Origin of the sequence: Arsukibacterium perlucidum DSM 18276 (assembly GCF_000382165.1) — a bacterium.
Classification (GTDB): Bacteria; Pseudomonadota; Gammaproteobacteria; order Enterobacterales; family Alteromonadaceae; genus Alishewanella; species Alishewanella perlucidum.
Genome location: NZ_KB907708.1, coordinates 21,379 through 40,142, shown reverse-complemented (window position 1 = coordinate 40,142; position 18,764 = coordinate 21,379). Strand labels below are relative to the sequence as shown.

Sequence of the window (18,764 nt, the reverse complement as noted above, 5' to 3'; positions counted from 1 at the left end):
CTTTGGCAAAAAATATTCAGGCAATACGCGGTATGAACGATTGCCTGCCGCAGGATACGCCACTATGGCAGCATCTTGAGCAGGTATTACGCAGTACAGTGGCCCGCTTCGGTTACAGCGAGATCCGCTTTCCTATCGTTGAAATGACCGAGCTGTTTAAACGCTCTATCGGCGAAGTAACTGATATCGTTGAGAAAGAAATGTACACCTTTGCCGATCGCAATGGTGACAGCCTGACCTTGCGCCCGGAAGGGACCGCCTGTTGTGTGCGGGCCGGCAACGAGCATGGCCTGTTATATAACCAGGAACAACGGTTGTGGTATATGGGGCCGATGTTCCGGCATGAGCGGCCACAAAAGGGGCGCTACCGCCAGTTTCACCAGTTCGGGCTGGAGGCTTTTGGTATTGCAAGCAGCGATATTGACGCTGAAGTAATAATGCTGACAGCTAATTTGTGGCAGCAACTGGGGCTGGCACCTTATGTCAGCCTGCAATTAAATTCGCTGGGATCAAATGACGCCCGGGCAATTTACCGCGATGCGCTGGTGGCCTATCTGGAGCAGCACAAGTCACAGTTAGACGACGACAGCCTGCGCCGGATGCACAGCAACCCGTTGCGGGTGCTGGACAGTAAAAATCCGGCATTGGCTGAGGTATTAGCCGGTGCGCCGCAGCTAAGCGATTATTTAGATGCGGATTCAGCGGAGCATTTCAGCCAGTTAAAACGGCGACTCGATGCCGCGGGCATTACCTACACGGTAAACCCGACCCTGGTACGCGGCCTTGATTACTATAACAAAACCGTATTTGAGTGGGTGACTACCGAGCTGGGCTCTCAGGGCACAGTGTGTGCGGGCGGCCGTTACGATGGTTTAGTCGAACAGTTGGGCGGTAAGCCCACCCCTGCAGTAGGTTTTGCCCTGGGGATGGAACGGCTGATATTGTTACTGCAAACCTTGCAGTTGGTTAGTCTGCCAGAAGCCGTTGCCGATATTTATATTATGCCAATGGGTGAAGCTGCGGAACTTGCTGCCATTGCGATTGCCGAACAGCTGCGTAGCGAGTTGGCGCCAAAACGTGTTATCTTGCATTGCGGCGGCGGCAACCTGAAAAAGCAAATGAAACGGGCCGATAAGTCGGGTGCTGAACTGGGGTTAATTCTGGGTGCAGACGAGCTGGAACGCGGTGAGATAACACTGAAATGGCTGCGTCAGGATAAGCCCCAACAAACTCTGGCGCTAACAGCATTGCCGCAGTTACTGGCTGGCGCATTTTAGTAAAAAAGATCAACAAACAATAAACAGTACTGACAGCAAAAACTGTCATCAGGCCCAAGCCAGCCGGTACTTAAACAGATTAGCAGGATATTACGGAGTAGTAACATTGGAAATTTACAGCAGCGAAGAACAACAGGTTGAAGCCATTAAACGCTTTTGGAATGACTACGGCAAAGCGATTTTAGGTGGTGTGGTGATTGGTTTGGCAGGCCTATACGGCTGGCGCTATTTTCAGGCCGAGCAGCGCAGCCAGGCAGAGCAGGTATCAGCCCAGTACAGCCAGTTGCTGGAACAGCAGCAAACCGAAGGCAGCGACTGGCTAGCCAGTGCCAGGGGTTTTATTGATGCGCAGAGTGACACCAGTTATGCAGTATTTGCTGCCTTGCTGGCAGCCCGCGAAGCGATTGACAATCAGCAACTTACCGTTGCTGCTGAGCATCTGAGCTGGGTGATGAATAACGCCAAAGATGCCCCGGTAAAAGCGATTGCCCAGTTACGGCTGGCCCGGGTACAGCGCGAGCAGGGCAATTATGCCGATGCGCTGGCAACCTTGCAGTTAGCGGTGCCAGAAGCCTTTGCAGCCCAGCAGGCCGAGTTAAAAGGTGACGTATTGCAGTTAACCGGCGAGTTAGCTCAGGCGAAAGCGGCTTATCAGCAAGCATTGGCCAGCAGCGAGCAAAACCGGCCATTATTGCAGGTAAAACTGGATGAATTGGCACATATTACAGCCAGTTAACAAGGGGTAGGCGTGAAATTATTCGGAAAAATATCAGCGGCTGTAATTGTAGCCCTGGCTCTAACTGCCTGTTCCAGTAAAGAAAAACTGGTGCTGCCGGACGTGCAAAATAGCATCAGCCCAAAAAAAGTCTGGCAAAGTAAAGTAGGTAAGGGCGTCGCACATTATGAGTCAGGCTTAAAGCCGCTTATTCGTGACGATAAAGTGTATGCCGCCAGCCGGGACGGTATTGTAGTGGCTAAAAACCTCAGCAATGGCCGTACTTTATGGAGTTTCGATTTACGCAATGAAGGTAGTTCATCGTTATTTTCCCGCTTTAGCGGCGATACCGCCCGGATTGCCGGTGGGGTAGCTTTTAACGATAACAAATTATACCTGGGCACTGAAGATGGTGAAGTGTTTGCACTGAGTGCTGAAACCGGCGAGCTGTTATGGCGGGTGCCGGTAAAAGGTGAAGTGTTAGCCAGCCCGGCAATTGGTGATGGCCTGTTGGTAGTCGCCACAACTGCTGGCAGCCTGATTGCACTGGACCCGAATACCGGTGAGCAGCGCTGGGTATTTGATGATGAACAACCGGCCCTTACCATTCGTGGGGTTAGCGAGCCAGTGATTGAAGCCGGTGGCGTTATTTACGGTAGCGGCACGGGCCGGGTTGGCGTATTGATCGCTGAACGAGGTTATCAGGCCTGGGAAGAAGCGATAGCGACGCCGCAAGGCAGCACTGATTTATCCCGGCTGGTGGATGTAGATGCCAAGCCTATTGTCGTTGCCGGTACCTTGTATGCAATTGCTTATAATGGTGAGCTGGTAGCAATGGAACTGCGCAGTGGCCGCCAGCTATGGAAGCGCGACTACGCCAGTTTCCGTAATATGGCAGTGGCGGGCAATATTTTATATCTGGTTGACGCAACCGGCGGTATTTATGCAGTAGATCGGCGCAACGGCACCGAAGTTTGGGGCCAGCAGGGCTTACAACGGCATTTTCTAACCGCGCCAACTGTTTATAAAGACTATCTGGTGGTGGGTGATGCGAAGGGCAATCTGCACTGGCTAAACCGGGACAACGGCGATTTCGTTGCCCGGCAAAGTATGGATGGTTCAGGTTTTTACCGCGAAGCTGTCGCTACTGATGACTATATATTAGTGACAAGCCGCAATGGTGAGCTAGTCTTATTACAAGTACCTTAACCGGTACCCTAGGCATATAACTGAAGGAACAGGCCTGAATGGGCCTGTTTTCTTATTTCTGAGGTTGACTGAATGTTACCTGTAGTAGCCCTGGTGGGGCGCGCCAATGTTGGCAAATCCACACTGTTTAATCGTTTAACCCGCACCCGTGACGCTCTGGTTGCAGACTTTCCGGGCTTAACCCGGGATCGTAAGTATGGTTCGGTTAATTTCGAAGGCCTGGAGTTTATTGTAGTAGATACCGGTGGTATCGATGGCAATGAGCAAGGCATCGAAGTTGAAATGGCTGAGCAATCCTTAAAAGCAATAGACGAGGCTGATGTGGTGCTGTTTATGGTTGACGCCCGGGCGGGCGCGACCGTCGGTGACAGCGCCATTGCCGACCACATTCGCCGGGTTGAAAAGCCGGTGTTTCTGGTGGCTAATAAAATCGATGGCCTGGATGCTGATAGTGCCGTGGCTGACTTTTACAGCCTGGGCATTGGCGAGGTATATCCGATAGCAGCTGCTCATGGCCGCGGCGTGTCGTCACTATTACAGCATGCTTTATTACCGTTTCTGGCCGATAGCGTAATAGCTGGGGCTGACAATGACGCCGAAGCTGACCCTGGCCCGGCGCTGGAAACCCTTACCGAGGAACAAGCTGACGCCGAAGCAGCCCGCTTGCGCAGTGAACATATTAAACTGGCGATTGTTGGCCGGCCTAATGTCGGCAAATCGACCCTGACTAACCGGATATTAGGTGAGGAAAGGGTGGTAGTGTTCGATATGCCCGGTACCACCCGCGACTCGGTATTTATTCCAATGCAGCGCAACGAGCGCAATTACACCCTGATCGACACCGCCGGCGTGCGCCGTCGCGGCAAAATTGACGACATGGTCGAGAAATTCTCGGTGATAAAAACCCTGCAGGCCATTGAAGAAGCTAATGTGGTGTTGCTGGTATTGGATGCGCAACAGGGCATTTCGGATCAAGACTTAAGCATTCTGGGTTTTGCCTTAAATGCCGGCCGTTCGTTAGTCATTGCCGTCAATAAATGGGATGGCCTGAACGACAGCATTAAAGATGAAGTAAAACGCGAGCTGGACCGCCGGCTGGGTTTTATCGACTTCGCCCGCTTGCATTTTATTTCAGCCTTGCATGGCTCAGGGGTCGGTAACTTATTTGAGTCGGTAGAAGAGGCTTTTGATTCAGCCACCAAGCGGGTTAGTACCTCGTTGCTTACCCGGATTATGAAAATGGCCCAGGAAGATCACCAGCCGCCGATGGTGCATGGCCGCCGGGTAAAACTGAAATATGCCCATGCCGGTGGCTATAATCCGCCGATTATTGTCATTCATGGTAATCAGGTTAAAGACTTACCTGACTCTTACAAACGCTACTTAATGAACTACTATCGCAAAGCGCTGCAAATGATGGGTACGCCGGTACGGATCGAGTTCCGGGAGGGAGAGAACCCCTTTACACCGACCAAAAAGAACACCGAAACCGCGCTGCAAAAATACAAGCGCGAGCGGTTAATGAAGGCCCGTCAGAAAGTGGCGAAAAAAGATTAACAGCAAGGACTAACTGATGAAATTTCGTTTTCCGGTTATTGTTATCGATGAAGATTTCCGTTCAGAAAATATCTCGGGCTCAGGTATTCGTGATTTAGCCCAGGCTATCGGCAGCCATGGCTTCGAGGTAGTCGGTTACACCAGCTATGTCGATTTAACGGCTTTTGCCCAGCAGGCCAGCCGCGCCTCGTGTTTTATTTTATCAATAGACGATGAAGAGTTTGGCAGCGGCAGCGATGCTGATGTCAATACCGCGTTGACTGAGCTTCGGGCCTTTGTTAAAGAAGTACGTAAACGCAACGCCGATATTCCGATATTTTTATACGGTGAAACCCGGACCAGCCGGCATATTCCGAATGATGTATTGCGTGAGCTGCATGGCTTTATTCATATGTTTGAAGACACGCCGGAGTTTGTCGCCCGCCATATTATCCGCGAAGCGCAAAAGTATCTGGATGCCCTGGCGCCGCCGTTTTTTAATGCCTTAATGGATTACGCGTCTGACGGCTCTTACTCATGGCACTGTCCGGGCCATTCCGGTGGCGTGGCGTTCTTAAAAAGTCCGGTCGGCCAGATGTTTCACCAGTTCTTTGGGGAAAATATGCTGCGGGCCGATGTTTGTAATTCGGTAGACGAGCTGGGCCAGTTGCTGGATCACACCGGCCCGGTAGCGCAAAGCGAGCAAAACGCCGCCCGCATTTTCAATGCTGACCATTTGTTTTTTGTCACCAACGGTACCTCTACTTCAAATAAAATGGTCTGGCATTCAGTGGTAGCGCCGGGCGATATTGTGGTGGTCGACCGCAACTGTCATAAGTCGATTTTGCATTCAATTATTATGACTGGCGCGATACCGGTGTTTTTAATGCCAACCCGCAACCATTACGGCATTATTGGCCCGATCCCGAAAAGTGAGTTCTCGCCCGAAGCCATTGCTAAAAAGATTGAAGCTAACCCGTTTGCCCGGAATGCTAAAAACAAAAAACCGCGTATTTTAACTATTACCCAAAGCACCTACGACGGTATTTTGTATAACGTGGAAGAAATTAAGCAGCAGTTGGGCTCAACCATCGATACCCTGCATTTTGACGAGGCCTGGCTGCCGCATGCCAGTTTCCACGATTTTTATCGCAATATGCACGCCATCGGTAAAGACCGGCCGCGCTCAGATGAAACTCTGGTATTCGCTACCCAGTCTACCCATAAGTTGCTGGCAGGCTTATCTCAGGCATCACAAATTCTGGTACAAAACGCCACCAACCGTAATTTAGATACGCATCGGTTTAACGAGTCGTATTTAATGCACAGCTCAACCAGCCCGCAGTATGCGATTATTGCCAGTTGCGATGTCGCTGCTGCGATGATGGAAGCACCGGGCGGTACTTCGCTGGTTGAAGAAAGCTTACTGGAAGCCATCGATTTTCGCCGCGCTATGCGCAAAGTGGATGCTGAGTTTGGTGATGACGACTGGTGGTTCAAAGTCTGGGGCCCTGAGCATCTGCCGGAAGAGGGCATTGGTGAGCGCGATAACTGGGTGTTACATGCCACCGACAGCTGGCACGGTTTCGGGCCAATAGAGTCGGGTTTTAATATGCTCGACCCGATTAAAGCCACAATTATTACCCCGGGCCTGAATATGTTGGGCCAGTTTGACGAGCAGGGCATACCGGCCACTATTGTCAGCAAATACCTGGCTGAGCACGGCATTATTATTGAAAAAACCGGCCTGTACTCGTTCTTTATTATGTTTACCATTGGCATTACCAAAGGCCGCTGGAATTCAATGGTTACCGAGCTGCAGCAATTTAAAGACGACTACGACCAAAACCTGCCAATGTGGCGGGTGATGCCGGAATTCGTGGCCAAGAACCCACGTTACGAAAAAGTTGGCCTGCGCGACTTATGCCAGCAAATTCACAATATTTACCGTCAGTTCGATGTGGCGAAAGTGACCACCGAGATGTATTTGTCGACCATTGAAACCGCGATGACCCCGGCTGATGCCTGGGCCAAAATGGCGCACCGTGAAATTGAGCGGGTGTCGATCGATGATATTGCCGGCCGGGTTACTGCCATGTTAGTTACGCCTTACCCACCGGGTATTCCGTTGATGGTGCCGGGCGAGCGCTTTAACGCCACCATCATTAACTACCTTAAATTTACCCGGGCCTTTAACGGCCAGTTCCCCGGCTTTGAGACCGATGTGCATGGTCTGGTACGGGAAACGGTCGCCGGTGAAAGTCATTACTTTATTGATGTAGTGAAGGAGTAGTGTCAACGCCCTAAGCTGTTGCGTAAAGCTGATATTAAAGCGGGGATTGAATAGCTAATACTATTCAATCCTTTTTTTTGCTGCTGCAGTTCATATTTGCTAACAGTTTGTCGCTATCTTTTTACGTCCTTTTTGCTATGTTAAGCACAGAAGATTAGCTAGGGAGTGGACTAATGAAAACATGGAAAAAAGGCTTGCTTGCAGCCGGCGTATTTGGATTAGCATTCCTGGTATTTATTGCGATACAAGCTACAGCTAAACCACCGCTGCAAAAAGATCAGGCCAGGTCCCAGGCTCCGCTGGTTGTTACCCAGCAGTTGCAGGCGCAATCGCATCGCTTTGAGTTGCAGCTTTGGGCAGAAGTCAGGCCAAAAGAGCAAACCACCTTAACACCCGAAGTAGCGGGGCGGATCATCGCCTTAGACCCGAACTTTATTGCCGGTGGCGTTATTACCAAAGGCACCGTATTGGTGCAGCTGGATGATGCAGATTATCAGGTGGCCTTACTAAGTGCTCAGGCTGCCGTAGCCAGTGCGCAATCTGCTCTGGCACAGGAACAGGCGCAAGCCCGGGTAGCTGAGCAGGAATTAAAGCACTTGTCCCGCGATCAAATCACTGCTTTAGCATTACGCCAACCTCAGTTACTCAGCGCAGAAGCAGCATTAAAATCAGCGCAGGCAGGCCTGCAGAAAGCTCATCGCGATTTAGATCGTACCCGTATTAGCGCGCCTTATGATGCACTGGTAGTAAAACGCAATATAGGTTTAGGCCAGGTGGTGAGTACCGGTACGGCGCTGGGCGAATTATACAGTGTTGAGCAGGCAGAGCTTTATGTACCGGTTGCCAGCTTTGATCTGGCCTATTTACCTGCAGAGCGTGCAGGTATTCCGGCCCAGCTGAGAACGGAGCATGTTAGCCGCGATGCGAAAGTGGTACGGGATTTGGGATTGATAAACAGCCAGACCAGAATGAGCCATTTAGTGGTGCAACTTGATGATCCTTATGCCGTGCGCAGCCAGCAGCCGGTTATCCGTTTTGGCCAGTATGTGGAAGTGCGTCTGGCAGGCCGGGTTGAAGACAAGCTGTATACCATCCCGCAAGATGCGTTATCCAATGGCAAAGTCTGGTTATTGCAACCGGACATGACCATGGCTCAGCAACACGTTGAGGTCGTTCGGCAGACCGGTAAATTTGCTTATGTCAAAGCGGGGTTAACCGATGGCCAACAGCTTATTCTTACGGTGCCCAATTTCCCGCAGCCCGGGATGGCGGTGCGTACTGAGCAAAGCGACGATAAGCTGGTTAAAGCGGAGTAAATCATGCCTTATAATCCTGACAAAGGCATTATTGCCTGGTTTGCCCGCAACAGTGTTGCCGCCAATTTGCTGATGGTATTTATCGTGGTGATGGGGCTGGTAACCTACGCCACTATGCAGCGCCAGATGTTTCCGGCAGTGGAAGTTAATTATATCCACGTTAATGCCACCTTTCGCGGTGCTGCACCGCAGGAGATTGAAGAAGGCATCCTGATTAAAATAGAAGAAGCCCTGACCGATATCGAAGGGATTAAGCGTTATCGCAGCAACGCCTGGCGTGGTGGTGGCCGGGTTAGCATTGAACTGATACCAGGTACAGATATTTCATCCCGTTTAGATCAGGTGAAACTGAAAATGGACGCCATCAGTACCTTTCCGGGCGCGATGGAACCCTTGACAATTTATCAGGTAGAGTGGCGCCAGGATGCGGTAAATCTGGTGCTGACAGGTACGTCGGATCAACTGGCGCTAAAAGCGATGGGGCGGCAGATAAAGAATGAGCTGTTGCAACTGGAGAATATCAGTTTCGTTGATTTTGATGCGATGCCAGCATGGGAAATTGGTATTGAAATCGATCCGGCGACGCTTGAACGTTACAACATCAGTTTACAGGATATCAGCAGGGCGATAGCTCAGCACTCTGACAATGTCTCTGCCGGGATGATCCGCTCAGACGCCGGCATGATCACAATCCGTTCCGAGCAACGGGCTTATCGGGCTGACGAGTTTGCCGTGTTGCCGGTGATTACCGGGCCTCAGGGCGAAATGATCCGGCTGGGTGATATTGCTAACATCTATGATGGTTTTGAAGAGCGCATAAACTACATGCGCTACGATGGCAAACCCGCAGCATTTATGGCAGTAAAAGCCTCGGCAACCCAGTCGTTGCCTGACGTTGCCGCCAGCGTTAAACAGTACGTTGAGTTTAAAAATAAGCAATTGCAGGGTGATTATCAGTTACACAGCCTGGTTGATATGACGTACTACCTGAACGGCCGTCTGAACATGATGTGGAGCAATCTGTTGCAGGGCGCGGTATTGGTATTTTTAATGCTGATGCTGTTTCTGCGTTTTAAAGTCGCCTTCTGGGTGATGCTGGGCTTACCCATTGCCTTTCTGGGAGCCATCTGGCTTATGCCGTTTGCCGGCGTCACGATCAATATTATTAGTTTGTTCGCTTTTATAATGGTACTGGGTATCGTGGTGGATGACGCTATCGTTATCGGCGAAAGTGCTTATCATGAAACCGAGCTGCAAGGGCATAGTGTCGATAACATTATCCGCGGTGCCCAGCGGGTCGCCACCCCGGCAACCTTTGGCGTATTAACCACTATGGCGGTATTCGCGCCCTTTATGCTGGGCAACAGTATAGAAGCCAATGAATTTAAAGTGATATCTATAGTAGTGGTGTGTTGTTTGTTTTTCAGTCTGGTGGAATCAAAATTAATCCTGCCGGCCCATTTAGCCCATACTAAATTAAAACCTTTGCCGGAAAATGGCTGGCGTATGCGTTTTAATAAACGTTTTCAGGGTTTTATCGAACGACGTTATCAACCGTTGCTGCAAGCGTGTATGGCGCACCGTTACGTTACCCTTGGGGTGTTTTTTGGCATCCTGCTCAGTGGCTTTGGCTTAATTTCTGCCAACCATGTCCGAATGGTCATGACCCCGCCAGTGCCGCATGACTATCCGGAAATCCGCTTTGAAATGCATCAAAATGCCTCAGAGCAACAAAGCCTGGCCATTTTGCAGCAGCTTGAACAACTTGTTTATCAGCAGGAAGCCCTGGTGACTGAGCAAACCGGCAAGCCGATGATAAAACATGTGATGGCCTGGCTGAACAACCAGACCAGCGGTACCCTGTTGGTTACTCTGGTTGATGAAGAAGACCGGCCTATAGGTGCCTTTGAATTGGGCCGGCGCTGGCGGGAAAGTTTACCCGAACTGGCCGGGGTGCGGACTATTCAGGTCAAAGATGATTTATTCAGTGGCGGCGGACAACGGGAACTGGGTTATCGCTTGTTCGGCACTGATATTGACCAGCTGAATGCGGCCGGCCATGCGTTAATCAGCGAGTTAAGCAAAATACCGGGCGTTTATGATTTAGGCTCCAGTATCGATTCCGGTAGTAAAGAACTTAACCTCGAACTGAAACCACTGGCGCATCAGTTGGGCTTAACCCCCACCTGGCTGGCGCAGCAGGTTGGTTACAGCTTTTATGGCATAGAAGCGCAGCGGATGATCCGCGACGGCGATGAAGTACGGGTGATGGTGCGGTATCCGAGAGAGCATCGGCAGCAGGTGGCATCTTTGCAGCATACCCGCCTGAAACTGCCCACCGGCGAGTATGTGATGCTGGGTGATGTTGCTGAAATTGCCGAGTTACCGGGTATTTCCCGGATTAACCGCGAGGCGGGATTCAGAAACGTGCGGATTGAAGCCAGTGTTGATCAAGAGCAGGTTACTACCTCTGAGGTGGTGAAGCTGGTAAGAACAGATATTATGCCTGATTTGCTGGAGCGTTTTCCCGGGGTTAAATCAGAACTGGGTGGCCAGATAGAAGAACAGCAAAAACAACGTAACGAAATGCTGTTGTACATGGTGGCCGGCTTGCTGCTGGTTTATATCCTGCTGGCTATCCCGCTGAAAAGCTATAGTCAGCCGGTGATCATTATGTCGGTGATCCCTTTCGGCATGACCGGGGCATTATGGGCTCATTTCTTCCTTGGCTTTGACCTGTCACTCTTTTCATTCTTTGGCATGATTGCCGCAGCCGGGGTAGTGATTAACGACAGTTTGGTTTTTACCGACTATGTTAATCAGGCCCGGGACCGAGGCTTATCGTTAAAAGAGAGCATTATCTCTGCTGGCAGTATGCGTTTTCGGGCCATTTTGCTGACATCGCTAACCACTTTCTTCGGTTTAGTGCCCATTATGTTTGAAACCAGCCTGCAAGCGCAGTTTGTGATCCCAATGGCGATATCACTCAGTTTTGCGGTACTGTTTGCCACCTTGATTACCTTGATCCTGGTACCTTGCTTCTATCTGATCCTGGAAGATATTAAGAGCCCGTTCCGGCGTCGCAGAGAAAAAGCCTTATTAAAGCAACAGGCAGAGGCCGGCAAAGCCGGGTAATGCTCTACCTCAGGCTTTGTAGGTATTTGCCTGCAAAGCCTGCACCGCAAAAAAGTCTTTTTCAGCAGATGCGCTTTTAATCAATTGCATTACATTAATCAACTATAATGTTTTGCAGTGATAATTATCAGGAAATTGCTATGCCCTTTCTTATCATATTGCTATTTCTGTTAATGCCTGTTTCAGCACAAACGCTGAAAACAACTATCTCCATTGATAATGATGTTTATCGTAATGTGCAAAGATTTTTGGCTGGGCGTCACGTATTAGATATCACCAACTTTAACAGCCCCTATGCCAGCCGCGATATTGTTGATTTCGTTTTAATTCAACAAGCTATTTCATTAGGTGGGATTAAGTTAGATATCCATTTTGAATCTGGTAATTATGACGCAAGAAATCTTCGTTCCATTAAAGATGGCCTATTATTACTTAGTTTGGACTCGTTTTGGTTAAGTGAACTTAATAATATTCAATCGCAAGTTTTTATCAGTCAGCCACTTATTCGTCGAGGTGAATATATAGCAGGGTTGTATACCGCAATCGATAATGTCCGAGCTCATTCAGCGAAAACCTTAGAACAAATTCAAAAGCTTAGTTTTGTAAGCACCCCTATTTGGGCAACAGACTGGCTTAGCTTACAGCAACTGGCACCCAAGCAGCTTTTGAATGAAAAAGTATGGTCCTCACAGGCAAAGCTTGTTAGTCGTGGTTGGGTTGATGTCATGTTGGCACCCTTCTTACCCGGTAACAACTTTCGTTTTACAGGTGATGGCTACGATATTGTGGCAATAGAAGGTATTAAGATAATATTAAATGACAGTCGGCATGTGGCAGTTTCCAAACAACACCCGGCAGGACAGATAACCTTTGAGGCACTCGAAAAAGGTCTGACGATACTCAGAGCCCAAGGTCGGATTGAGCAAGCCTATACTGAAGCGGGCTTTTTTAACGAATCGGTTAAAGATTGGACTACAATCAATCCAGTTGTTAACTAATGATTTGATAGAAATCGTTATCGTCATTAGCCTGAAAATATGCAAGCTCGCCAATGGAATATTGGGCATCCACAATTTCTTTATTTCCCTCTCCATCCTGGTGTTAGTTGCTTTAGCAGCTCGCGTTCAATGGCGAACACATGCTCATCCTGTTCATTCATATCCCGCAGGGCCTGCGTCAGTTTTAGCAAGTATTCACTATTTGGGCCACTTGGCCCCTCGCTCTGGGCGATATGGGCCGCGATAGCCTCGTCACTGTCCGGGCCCAGATACGCCTCATTATCGGCGCTGGCTAAATACACCAGGCCTTCAGTTTCTCCTTGCTCATCCAGCCAATGCAGCTGGGTAAATACCCGCAGGTAACCGTTTTTCTCACGATGGTCTAAATGCTCAAAGGTGTCGGGCGTTACCTGATAAGCCATGCCGGCGCAGCGTGCGCGCGGCGCTTCAACTAAGGTTAGTACCCGTCCTGGCGCCTCAGGCGTGCCGCGATGGTCATGCGAGCCCTGCCAGAAGCGGCGCTGCCAGCCATAAATGCAGGCGGGTTTACACTGCAGATAAGGAAAGTCGGCTTTGTAAATTAACGAGCCATAACCAAACAGCCAGACAGATTCCAGGTGGTCCAGCGGCTGGCGCTGTTTATTCAGGGTAATGGTGTTGTGTGACATAGTTCTCCACTTAGCCAAATTACGCTACACAAATGTTCTGGGTATTGTTCAGCATGGTAGCAATATTCTGGATGTTAATGCAGGCTAAATATATTTTGGCACTGGACTGGCATTAGCCCCGCAAAAAAATAATCGAACTGCTCAACCTATCGGTTGGTTTAAAAAGCATTTGTAGTTTTTTTGGTCATTTCCATGCGAAGTTCTATTTCAGATGATTTTGTGGCAGTTGTGGTTGGCCTAACACGGCAACGATCAGGATAAAGTCGCGTTCTTTTGTGAAATACGCTGTGTGTTTGCCAACAGGAAAGTAAAACCCGTTTAGGTAGATGTTGTCACAGCTTCGGCCTAATCCGGGGTTGTCGGCTAACATTTGCAAGCCAGAGAGCAGACTTAGCTTGTATTTTTGCCACTGCGCTTCAGAAAAATTTTCCATAGTATAGCTTTTTATTCCCAGTAAATGAGCCTGGGCTAAGTTACTTAGCTTATATCGTCTATTCTGCATAACTGTTGTTACAGCGAGTTAAGAAAGGTTTCGCCGTCAACTGTATTTCCTTGCGCTAAGTCTTCTTTCGCAGTGGTAAAGCAGTGTTTAAGGTACTCAGCTTTCATCACCTCAAGCGCTTCGTAGTCGTGGATAGACATAACGACCACCGCATCTTTGCTGTTTTTGCTGATCTTAATTGGTGCACGCTGAGCGTTCAGTAGTAACTCACCGAAGTTTCGTTTGGCGTCATTTGCGGTTAATGTCTGCATGACTAAGCTCCATATTCGACAATAGATGCAAAGTATAGCCAATAACGCTAAACGAGCAAAGTAATTAAATCGTGCGATTTATGCCAAAGCTAAACTAAAATATATTTTATTGGCCGTTAGGTATCTGCCAGCTTTTTCACCTCGGCATCAAAACCACCTTCTGCCAGTTTAATCGCTACCTTAGCCCCGGCTTTTAGCTGTTTGCTGCTGGTTACCACCTGCTGCTTATCGTCAAAGGTAATGCTATAGCCGCGCGCCAGGGTGGCCAGCGGGCTTACGGTGTTTAGCTGGTTGCTTAGGCGGCCGAGGGTTTGTTGTTGCTGCTTAAGTTGCATGCTCATGCCGCGCTGCAGCCTTTGTTGTAGTTGCTGTAGCTGCTCGTGCTGCTGCTTAATGGCTTTGGCAGGCGATAAATGCTGCAGGCTTTGCTGTAAATACTGCTGCTGGCGTTTGGCATTAGCAAGCTGCTGGCCAATAACCCGGTTTAAGCGCAGTTGCAGCTCGTCTAAGCGTTGTTGCTGTTGTTGTAAGCGCCGTTTTGGATGAAGGGTTAACAGCCGTTGTTCCAGTTGCTTCAGGTCAGGCTTTAAATGGTTAAGTTTACTGCGCTGGGCTTGTACCAAAGCGCTTTGTAAGCGGCGCAGCCGCTCCAGTAAATGGCTTTGATCGGGTGATACCAGCTCTGCCGCGGCAGACGGGGTCGGCGCCCGCACATCGGCGACAAAATCGGTTAGCGCAAAATCAATTTCATGGCCGACGGCGCTAACTATCGGAATAGGGCAGGCGGCAACGGCCCGCGCCAGTTGCTCGTCGTTAAAACACCATAAATCTTCCAGCGAACCGCCGCCGCGGCCAATAATAATTACATCCACTTCATTGCGCCGAATCGCCGTACTGAGCATTTGCCTGAGCTGGCCGGCCGCCTGTTCGCCCTGCACTAAGCAGGGGTAAATAATCACTTCAATACCCGGCGCCCGGCGCTGCAGTACGCTGACAATATCGCGAATAGCCGCGCCGGTAGGCGAGGTAATAACGCCTACCCGGTTAATATGAGCGGGCAGCGGCTGTTTGCGCGCTTCATCAAACAGGCCCTCGGCCTGTAAGCGGTTTTTTAACTGCTCGTATTGCTGTTTTAACAGGCCGTCGCCGGCCGGTTCAATCATTTCTGCTAACAGCTGATATTCACCGCGCGGCTCGTATACGCTGATCCGCGCCCGGATTAACACCTGCTGGCCGTTTTGCGGTTTTACCGTGGCATTGCGATTAGCCTGCTTAAACATCGCCACTTTTACCTGGGCGGCCTGATCTTTTAACGAGAAATACCAGTGGCCCGATGCGGCCTGCACAAAATTAGACACTTCGCCCACCAGCCACAAGCGCTGAAACTGCAGCTCCAGAATAAGCCTGACTTCGCTGTTTAAACGGGAAACGGTATAAATATCGGGGTTTTGCATTAGTGGCTCAGGGTTAGCTGTTCTGGGACTAGTTTACGCCAAGGCCTGCTGTTAACACAAAAAGAAAAAACCGATTGTTCTATCACCAACAATCCTTTAAAATAGCGCCGCAACATTCCCTATCTTTTCATCCTTCACAGCGAGATTGTTGCAATGCTCAGGATCAAGAAAGAAGCCCTTACCTTTGACGATGTGTTATTGGTGCCGGCGCACTCTACCGTTCTACCCCACACTGCGGATTTACGCACTCAACTGACCAAAAGCATCACGCTGAATATTCCTATGGTATCGGCCTCTATGGACACGGTAACCGAAGCCCGTTTAGCCATAGCGCTGGCGCAGGAAGGTGGTCTGGGTTTTATTCATAAGAATATGACCATTGAAGAGCAGGCCGCTAATGTTCGCAAGGTGAAAAAATACGAAAGCGGCGTGGTGTCTGACCCGGTTACTGCCTCGGCTGATATGACGGTACGTGAAGTACAGGCCTTAGCGCAGCAGCATGGTTTCTCCGGCTTTCCGGTATTGGATAAAGATCAAAACCTGGTGGGTATTGTTACCGGCCGTGATATGAGCTTTGAAGCCGATTTACAGGCCAGCGTGCAGGCGGTAATGACCCCGCGTGAGCGTCTGGTGACGGTTAATGAAAACGCCCCGCGCGAACAAGCCTTTAAACTGATGCACCAGCACCGGATTGAAAAAGTACTGGTAGTGGATGACAACTTTAAATTAAAAGGCCTGATCACCGTTCGTGACTACTACAAAGCCGCCAGTAAGCCTAATGCCTGTAAAGACGAATTAGGTCGCCTGCGGGTTGGCGCTGCAGTGGGTGTAGGCCCGGGTACTGACGAGCGGATTGCCGCTTTAGTTGAAGCCGGGGTTGATATTCTGTTGATTGACACCTCGCATGGTCACTCACAAGGCGTGATTGATCGGGTTAAGCAAACCCGCGCCCAGTACCCTGACTTACAAATAGTTGCCGGTAATGTTGCCACCGCTGAAGGCGCTAAAGCCTTAGCTGAAGCCGGTGCCAATGCTGTAAAAGTGGGCATAGGCCCGGGCTCAATTTGTACCACCCGGATTGTTACCGGTTGTGGTGTGCCGCAAATTACCGCTATTTCTGATGCGGTAGAAGGCGTTAAAGGAACGGACGTGTGCATTATTGCCGACGGTGGTATCCGCTTCTCCGGTGATGTTGCCAAAGCCTTAGTGGCCGGCGCGCACTGCGTGATGGTTGGCTCGATGTTTGCCGGTACCGAAGAAGCGCCGGGCGAAGTGGAGCTGTATCAGGGCCGCTATTATAAATCGTACCGTGGTATGGGCTCGTTAGGCGCCATGGCGCAGCGTAATGGCTCGTCTGACCGTTATTTCCAGGGCAGTAACAATGCCGAGAAACTGGTGCCGGAAGGCATTGAAGGCCGGGTGGCCTATAAAGGCCCGATTGAAAACATTATTCACCAGCAAATGGGCGGCCTGCGCTCAGCGATGGGTTTAACGGGTAGCCCGGATATGCTGACCCTGCGCACCAGGCCCGAGTTTGTTAAGGTTACCGCCGCCGGTATGGGTGAGTCGCACGTGCATGATGTGCAAATCACCAAGGAAGCGCCTAACTACCGGTTAGGCTAACAACATTAGGTTTACGCGGCGGGCCAGGCCCGCCGCCTTATTTTGCAAAGGTTGTTATGAGCAAGAACATTCACCACCATCGTATTTTGATTCTGGATTTTGGTTCGCAGTACACCCAGTTAATTGCCCGCCGGGTCCGTGAAATTGGCGTTTATTGTGAACTGTGGGCCTGGGATGTCAGCGACGAGCAAATTCGCGAATTTAACCCGACCGGTATTATTTTATCAGGCGGCCCGGAAAGCGTAACGGAAGCTGGTTCGCCACGCGCACCGGAATATGTCTTTAACGCCGGTGTGCCGGTGCTGGGCATTTGTTATGGTATGCAAACCATGGCCGAGCAACTGGGCGGCAAGGTGCAGGGCTCAGATTTGCGTGAGTTTGGTTATGCTCAGGTAGAAGTGATTGCGGCTAACGACTTTTTTGCCAAAATTGAAGATCATATAGGTGGCAACGGTAATGCCTTGCTGGACGTATGGATGAGCCACGGCGATAAAGTGATCAGCGTGCCGGAAGGCTTTGTCACTTGTGCCCAGACCGCGACCTGCCCGCATGCCGGTATGGTAGATGAAGCCCGTCAGTTCTATGGCGTGCAGTTCCACCCGGAAGTAACCCATACCCGCCAGGGCCTGCGGATGCTGGAGCATTTTGTTGTTAACATTTGTGGTTGCGACAAACTGTGGACCCCGGCCACCATTATTGAAGATGCGGTGGCCCGCTTAAAACAGCAAATCGGTACTGACCGGGTTATTCTTGGTTTATCCGGTGGGGTAGATAGCTCGGTTACGGCCATGCTGTTGCACCGCGCCATTGGTACCAACTTGACCTGTGTGTTTGTTGATAACGGTTTGCTGCGTTTAAACGAAGGCAAGCAGGTGATGGATATGTTTGGTGACCATTTTGGCCTGAACATTATTAAAATTGACGCCGAGCAGCGCTTTTTAGATGCCTTAGCAGGCGAAAACGAACCTGAAGCCAAGCGCAAAATTATTGGCCGGGTATTTGTTGAAGTGTTCGATGAAGAGTCGCAAAAGCTGGAGAACGCCAAATGGCTGGCCCAGGGCACTATTTATCCGGATGTTATTGAATCAGCCGGTTCGGCCACCGGTAAAGCTCATGTGATTAAATCGCACCACAACGTGGGTGGCTTACCCGCCCATATGAAACTGGGTTTAGTAGAGCCGCTACGCGAGTTGTTTAAAGACGAAGTGCGTAAAGTTGGCCTGGAGCTGGGCCTGCCATACGACATGCTGTATCGCCATCCATTCCCGGGGCCAGGTTTAGGCGTAAGGGTACTGGGCGAAATCAAGAAAGAATACTGTGACTTACTGCGCCGGGCCGATGCTATCTTTATTGAAGAGCTGCATAAAGCGGATTTATACAATAAAGTCAGCCAGGCTTTTGCAGTGTTTTTGCCGGTGAAATCAGTTGGCGTAATGGGTGATGCTCGTAAATACGACTGGGTTATTTCACTGCGTGCAGTGGAAACCATCGACTTTATGACCGCGCATTGGGCTCATTTACCTTATGACATGCTGGGTAAGGTGTCGAACCGGATCATCAATGAAATAAATGGTATCTCCAGAGTAGTTTACGATATCAGCGGCAAGCCACCAGCCACCATCGAATGGGAATAACTTATCCGTCATCCTCGCCACGCTGACGGCATTGTCTTCACCGCTCACTCCGGTCACATACTATTTGTATGCTCCCGGAGCTGATCGGCTGGAGGGCATGATCAGGGCGCTGTTTCGCTTTAATCATGTTTTCTGCACCTCCCCCCTGATTCT

The 18,764-nt window shown here is 50.1% G+C and carries 14 protein-coding genes; 10 read left to right on the top strand and 4 right to left on the bottom strand.

The window, feature by feature from the left end; translation table 11 throughout:
* Positions 1-2: 2 nt before the first annotated feature.
* From hisS to H141_RS0107630, 8 genes are all read left to right on the top strand, one after another.
* The gene (gene hisS / locus H141_RS0107675; RefSeq protein ID WP_026349309.1) at positions 3-1,277 is read left to right on the top strand and encodes a histidine--tRNA ligase; all 1,275 of its coding nucleotides are present in this window, start codon (positions 3-5) and stop codon (positions 1,275-1,277) included.
* 106 nt (positions 1,278-1,383) lie between these two features.
* The gene (locus tag H141_RS0107665; RefSeq protein WP_019675668.1) at positions 1,384-2,013 is read left to right on the top strand and encodes a YfgM family protein; all 630 of its coding nucleotides are present in this window, start codon (positions 1,384-1,386) and stop codon (positions 2,011-2,013) included.
* Between the two features lie 12 nt (positions 2,014-2,025).
* Positions 2,026-3,201, top strand: a complete 1,176-nt coding sequence (gene bamB / locus H141_RS0107660) for an outer membrane protein assembly factor BamB (RefSeq protein WP_019675667.1) — start codon at positions 2,026-2,028, stop codon at positions 3,199-3,201.
* Between the two features lie 72 nt (positions 3,202-3,273).
* Positions 3,274-4,758, top strand: coding sequence for a ribosome biogenesis GTPase Der (gene der / locus H141_RS0107655; RefSeq protein ID WP_019675666.1), 1,485 nt, complete (start codon positions 3,274-3,276; stop codon positions 4,756-4,758).
* A gap of 16 nt (positions 4,759-4,774) precedes the next feature.
* Complete coding sequence (locus H141_RS0107650; protein WP_019675665.1) at positions 4,775-7,030, top strand: arginine/lysine/ornithine decarboxylase; 2,256 nt, start codon at positions 4,775-4,777, stop codon at positions 7,028-7,030.
* A 173-nt stretch (positions 7,031-7,203) separates the two neighbouring features.
* The gene (locus H141_RS0107645; RefSeq protein WP_019675664.1) at positions 7,204-8,346 is read left to right on the top strand and encodes an efflux RND transporter periplasmic adaptor subunit; all 1,143 of its coding nucleotides are present in this window, start codon (positions 7,204-7,206) and stop codon (positions 8,344-8,346) included.
* A 3-nt stretch (positions 8,347-8,349) separates the two neighbouring features.
* Positions 8,350-11,481 carry an efflux RND transporter permease subunit gene (locus H141_RS0107640; RefSeq protein WP_019675663.1) on the top strand — a complete coding sequence of 1,044 codons (3,132 nt, stop codon included), beginning with the start codon at positions 8,350-8,352 and terminating at the stop codon, positions 11,479-11,481.
* Between the two features lie 140 nt (positions 11,482-11,621).
* Positions 11,622-12,479: a hypothetical protein gene (locus H141_RS0107630; protein WP_019675662.1), complete on the top strand. Its 858-nt coding sequence runs from the start codon at positions 11,622-11,624 to the stop codon at positions 12,477-12,479.
* Between the two features lie 80 nt (positions 12,480-12,559).
* Here H141_RS0107630 and H141_RS0107625 read toward each other — a convergent pair whose 3' ends face one another.
* The 4 genes from H141_RS0107625 to xseA all read right to left on the bottom strand — a co-directional run bounded on the left by H141_RS0107625 (position 12,560) and on the right by xseA (position 15,354).
* Positions 12,560-13,147: a gamma-glutamylcyclotransferase gene (locus H141_RS0107625; protein WP_019675661.1), complete on the bottom strand. Its 588-nt coding sequence runs from the start codon at positions 13,145-13,147 to the stop codon at positions 12,560-12,562.
* Positions 13,148-13,349: 202 nt separating this feature from the next.
* Positions 13,350-13,649 (bottom strand): type II toxin-antitoxin system RelE/ParE family toxin, encoded by a 300-nt coding sequence (locus H141_RS0107615; protein WP_026349307.1) that lies wholly within the window; start codon positions 13,647-13,649, stop codon positions 13,350-13,352.
* Positions 13,650-13,657: 8 nt separating this feature from the next.
* Positions 13,658-13,900 carry a type II toxin-antitoxin system Phd/YefM family antitoxin gene (locus H141_RS0107610; protein WP_019675659.1) on the bottom strand — a complete coding sequence of 81 codons (243 nt, stop codon included), beginning with the start codon at positions 13,898-13,900 and terminating at the stop codon, positions 13,658-13,660.
* 116 nt (positions 13,901-14,016) lie between these two features.
* A complete protein-coding gene (xseA, locus tag H141_RS0107605; protein WP_019675658.1) occupies positions 14,017-15,354 on the bottom strand; it encodes an exodeoxyribonuclease VII large subunit in 1,338 nt (445 codons plus the stop codon).
* Between the two features lie 153 nt (positions 15,355-15,507).
* Between xseA and guaB the strand changes: the two genes are divergently transcribed.
* Positions 15,508-16,977, top strand: a complete 1,470-nt coding sequence (guaB, locus tag H141_RS0107600; protein WP_019675657.1) for an IMP dehydrogenase — start codon at positions 15,508-15,510, stop codon at positions 16,975-16,977.
* 56 nt (positions 16,978-17,033) lie between these two features.
* Positions 17,034-18,611 (top strand): glutamine-hydrolyzing GMP synthase, encoded by a 1,578-nt coding sequence (gene guaA, locus H141_RS0107595; RefSeq protein WP_019675656.1) that lies wholly within the window; start codon positions 17,034-17,036, stop codon positions 18,609-18,611.
* Positions 18,612-18,764: the final 153 nt, after the last annotated feature.

Excerpts from the sequence above, each read along its gene's own strand:
- H141_RS0107650 (WP_019675665.1), top strand. The coding sequence starts at position 4,775 with ATGAAATTTCGTTTTCCGGTTATTGTTATCGATGAAGATTTCCGTTCA.
- H141_RS0107625 (WP_019675661.1), bottom strand. The coding sequence starts at position 13,147 with ATGTCACACAACACCATTACCCTGAATAAACAGCGCCAGCCGCTGGAC.
- xseA (WP_019675658.1), bottom strand. The coding sequence starts at position 15,354 with ATGCAAAACCCCGATATTTATACCGTTTCCCGTTTAAACAGCGAAGTC.
- der (WP_019675666.1), top strand. The coding sequence starts at position 3,274 with ATGTTACCTGTAGTAGCCCTGGTGGGGCGCGCCAATGTTGGCAAATCC.
- guaB (WP_019675657.1), top strand. The coding sequence starts at position 15,508 with ATGCTCAGGATCAAGAAAGAAGCCCTTACCTTTGACGATGTGTTATTG.
- H141_RS0107610 (WP_019675659.1), bottom strand. The coding sequence starts at position 13,900 with ATGCAGACATTAACCGCAAATGACGCCAAACGAAACTTCGGTGAGTTA.
- H141_RS0107615 (WP_026349307.1), bottom strand. The coding sequence starts at position 13,649 with ATGCAGAATAGACGATATAAGCTAAGTAACTTAGCCCAGGCTCATTTA.
- guaA (WP_019675656.1), top strand. The coding sequence starts at position 17,034 with ATGAGCAAGAACATTCACCACCATCGTATTTTGATTCTGGATTTTGGT.
- H141_RS0107645 (WP_019675664.1), top strand. The coding sequence starts at position 7,204 with ATGAAAACATGGAAAAAAGGCTTGCTTGCAGCCGGCGTATTTGGATTA.
- H141_RS0107630 (WP_019675662.1), top strand. The coding sequence starts at position 11,622 with ATGCCCTTTCTTATCATATTGCTATTTCTGTTAATGCCTGTTTCAGCA.
- H141_RS0107640 (WP_019675663.1), top strand. The coding sequence starts at position 8,350 with ATGCCTTATAATCCTGACAAAGGCATTATTGCCTGGTTTGCCCGCAAC.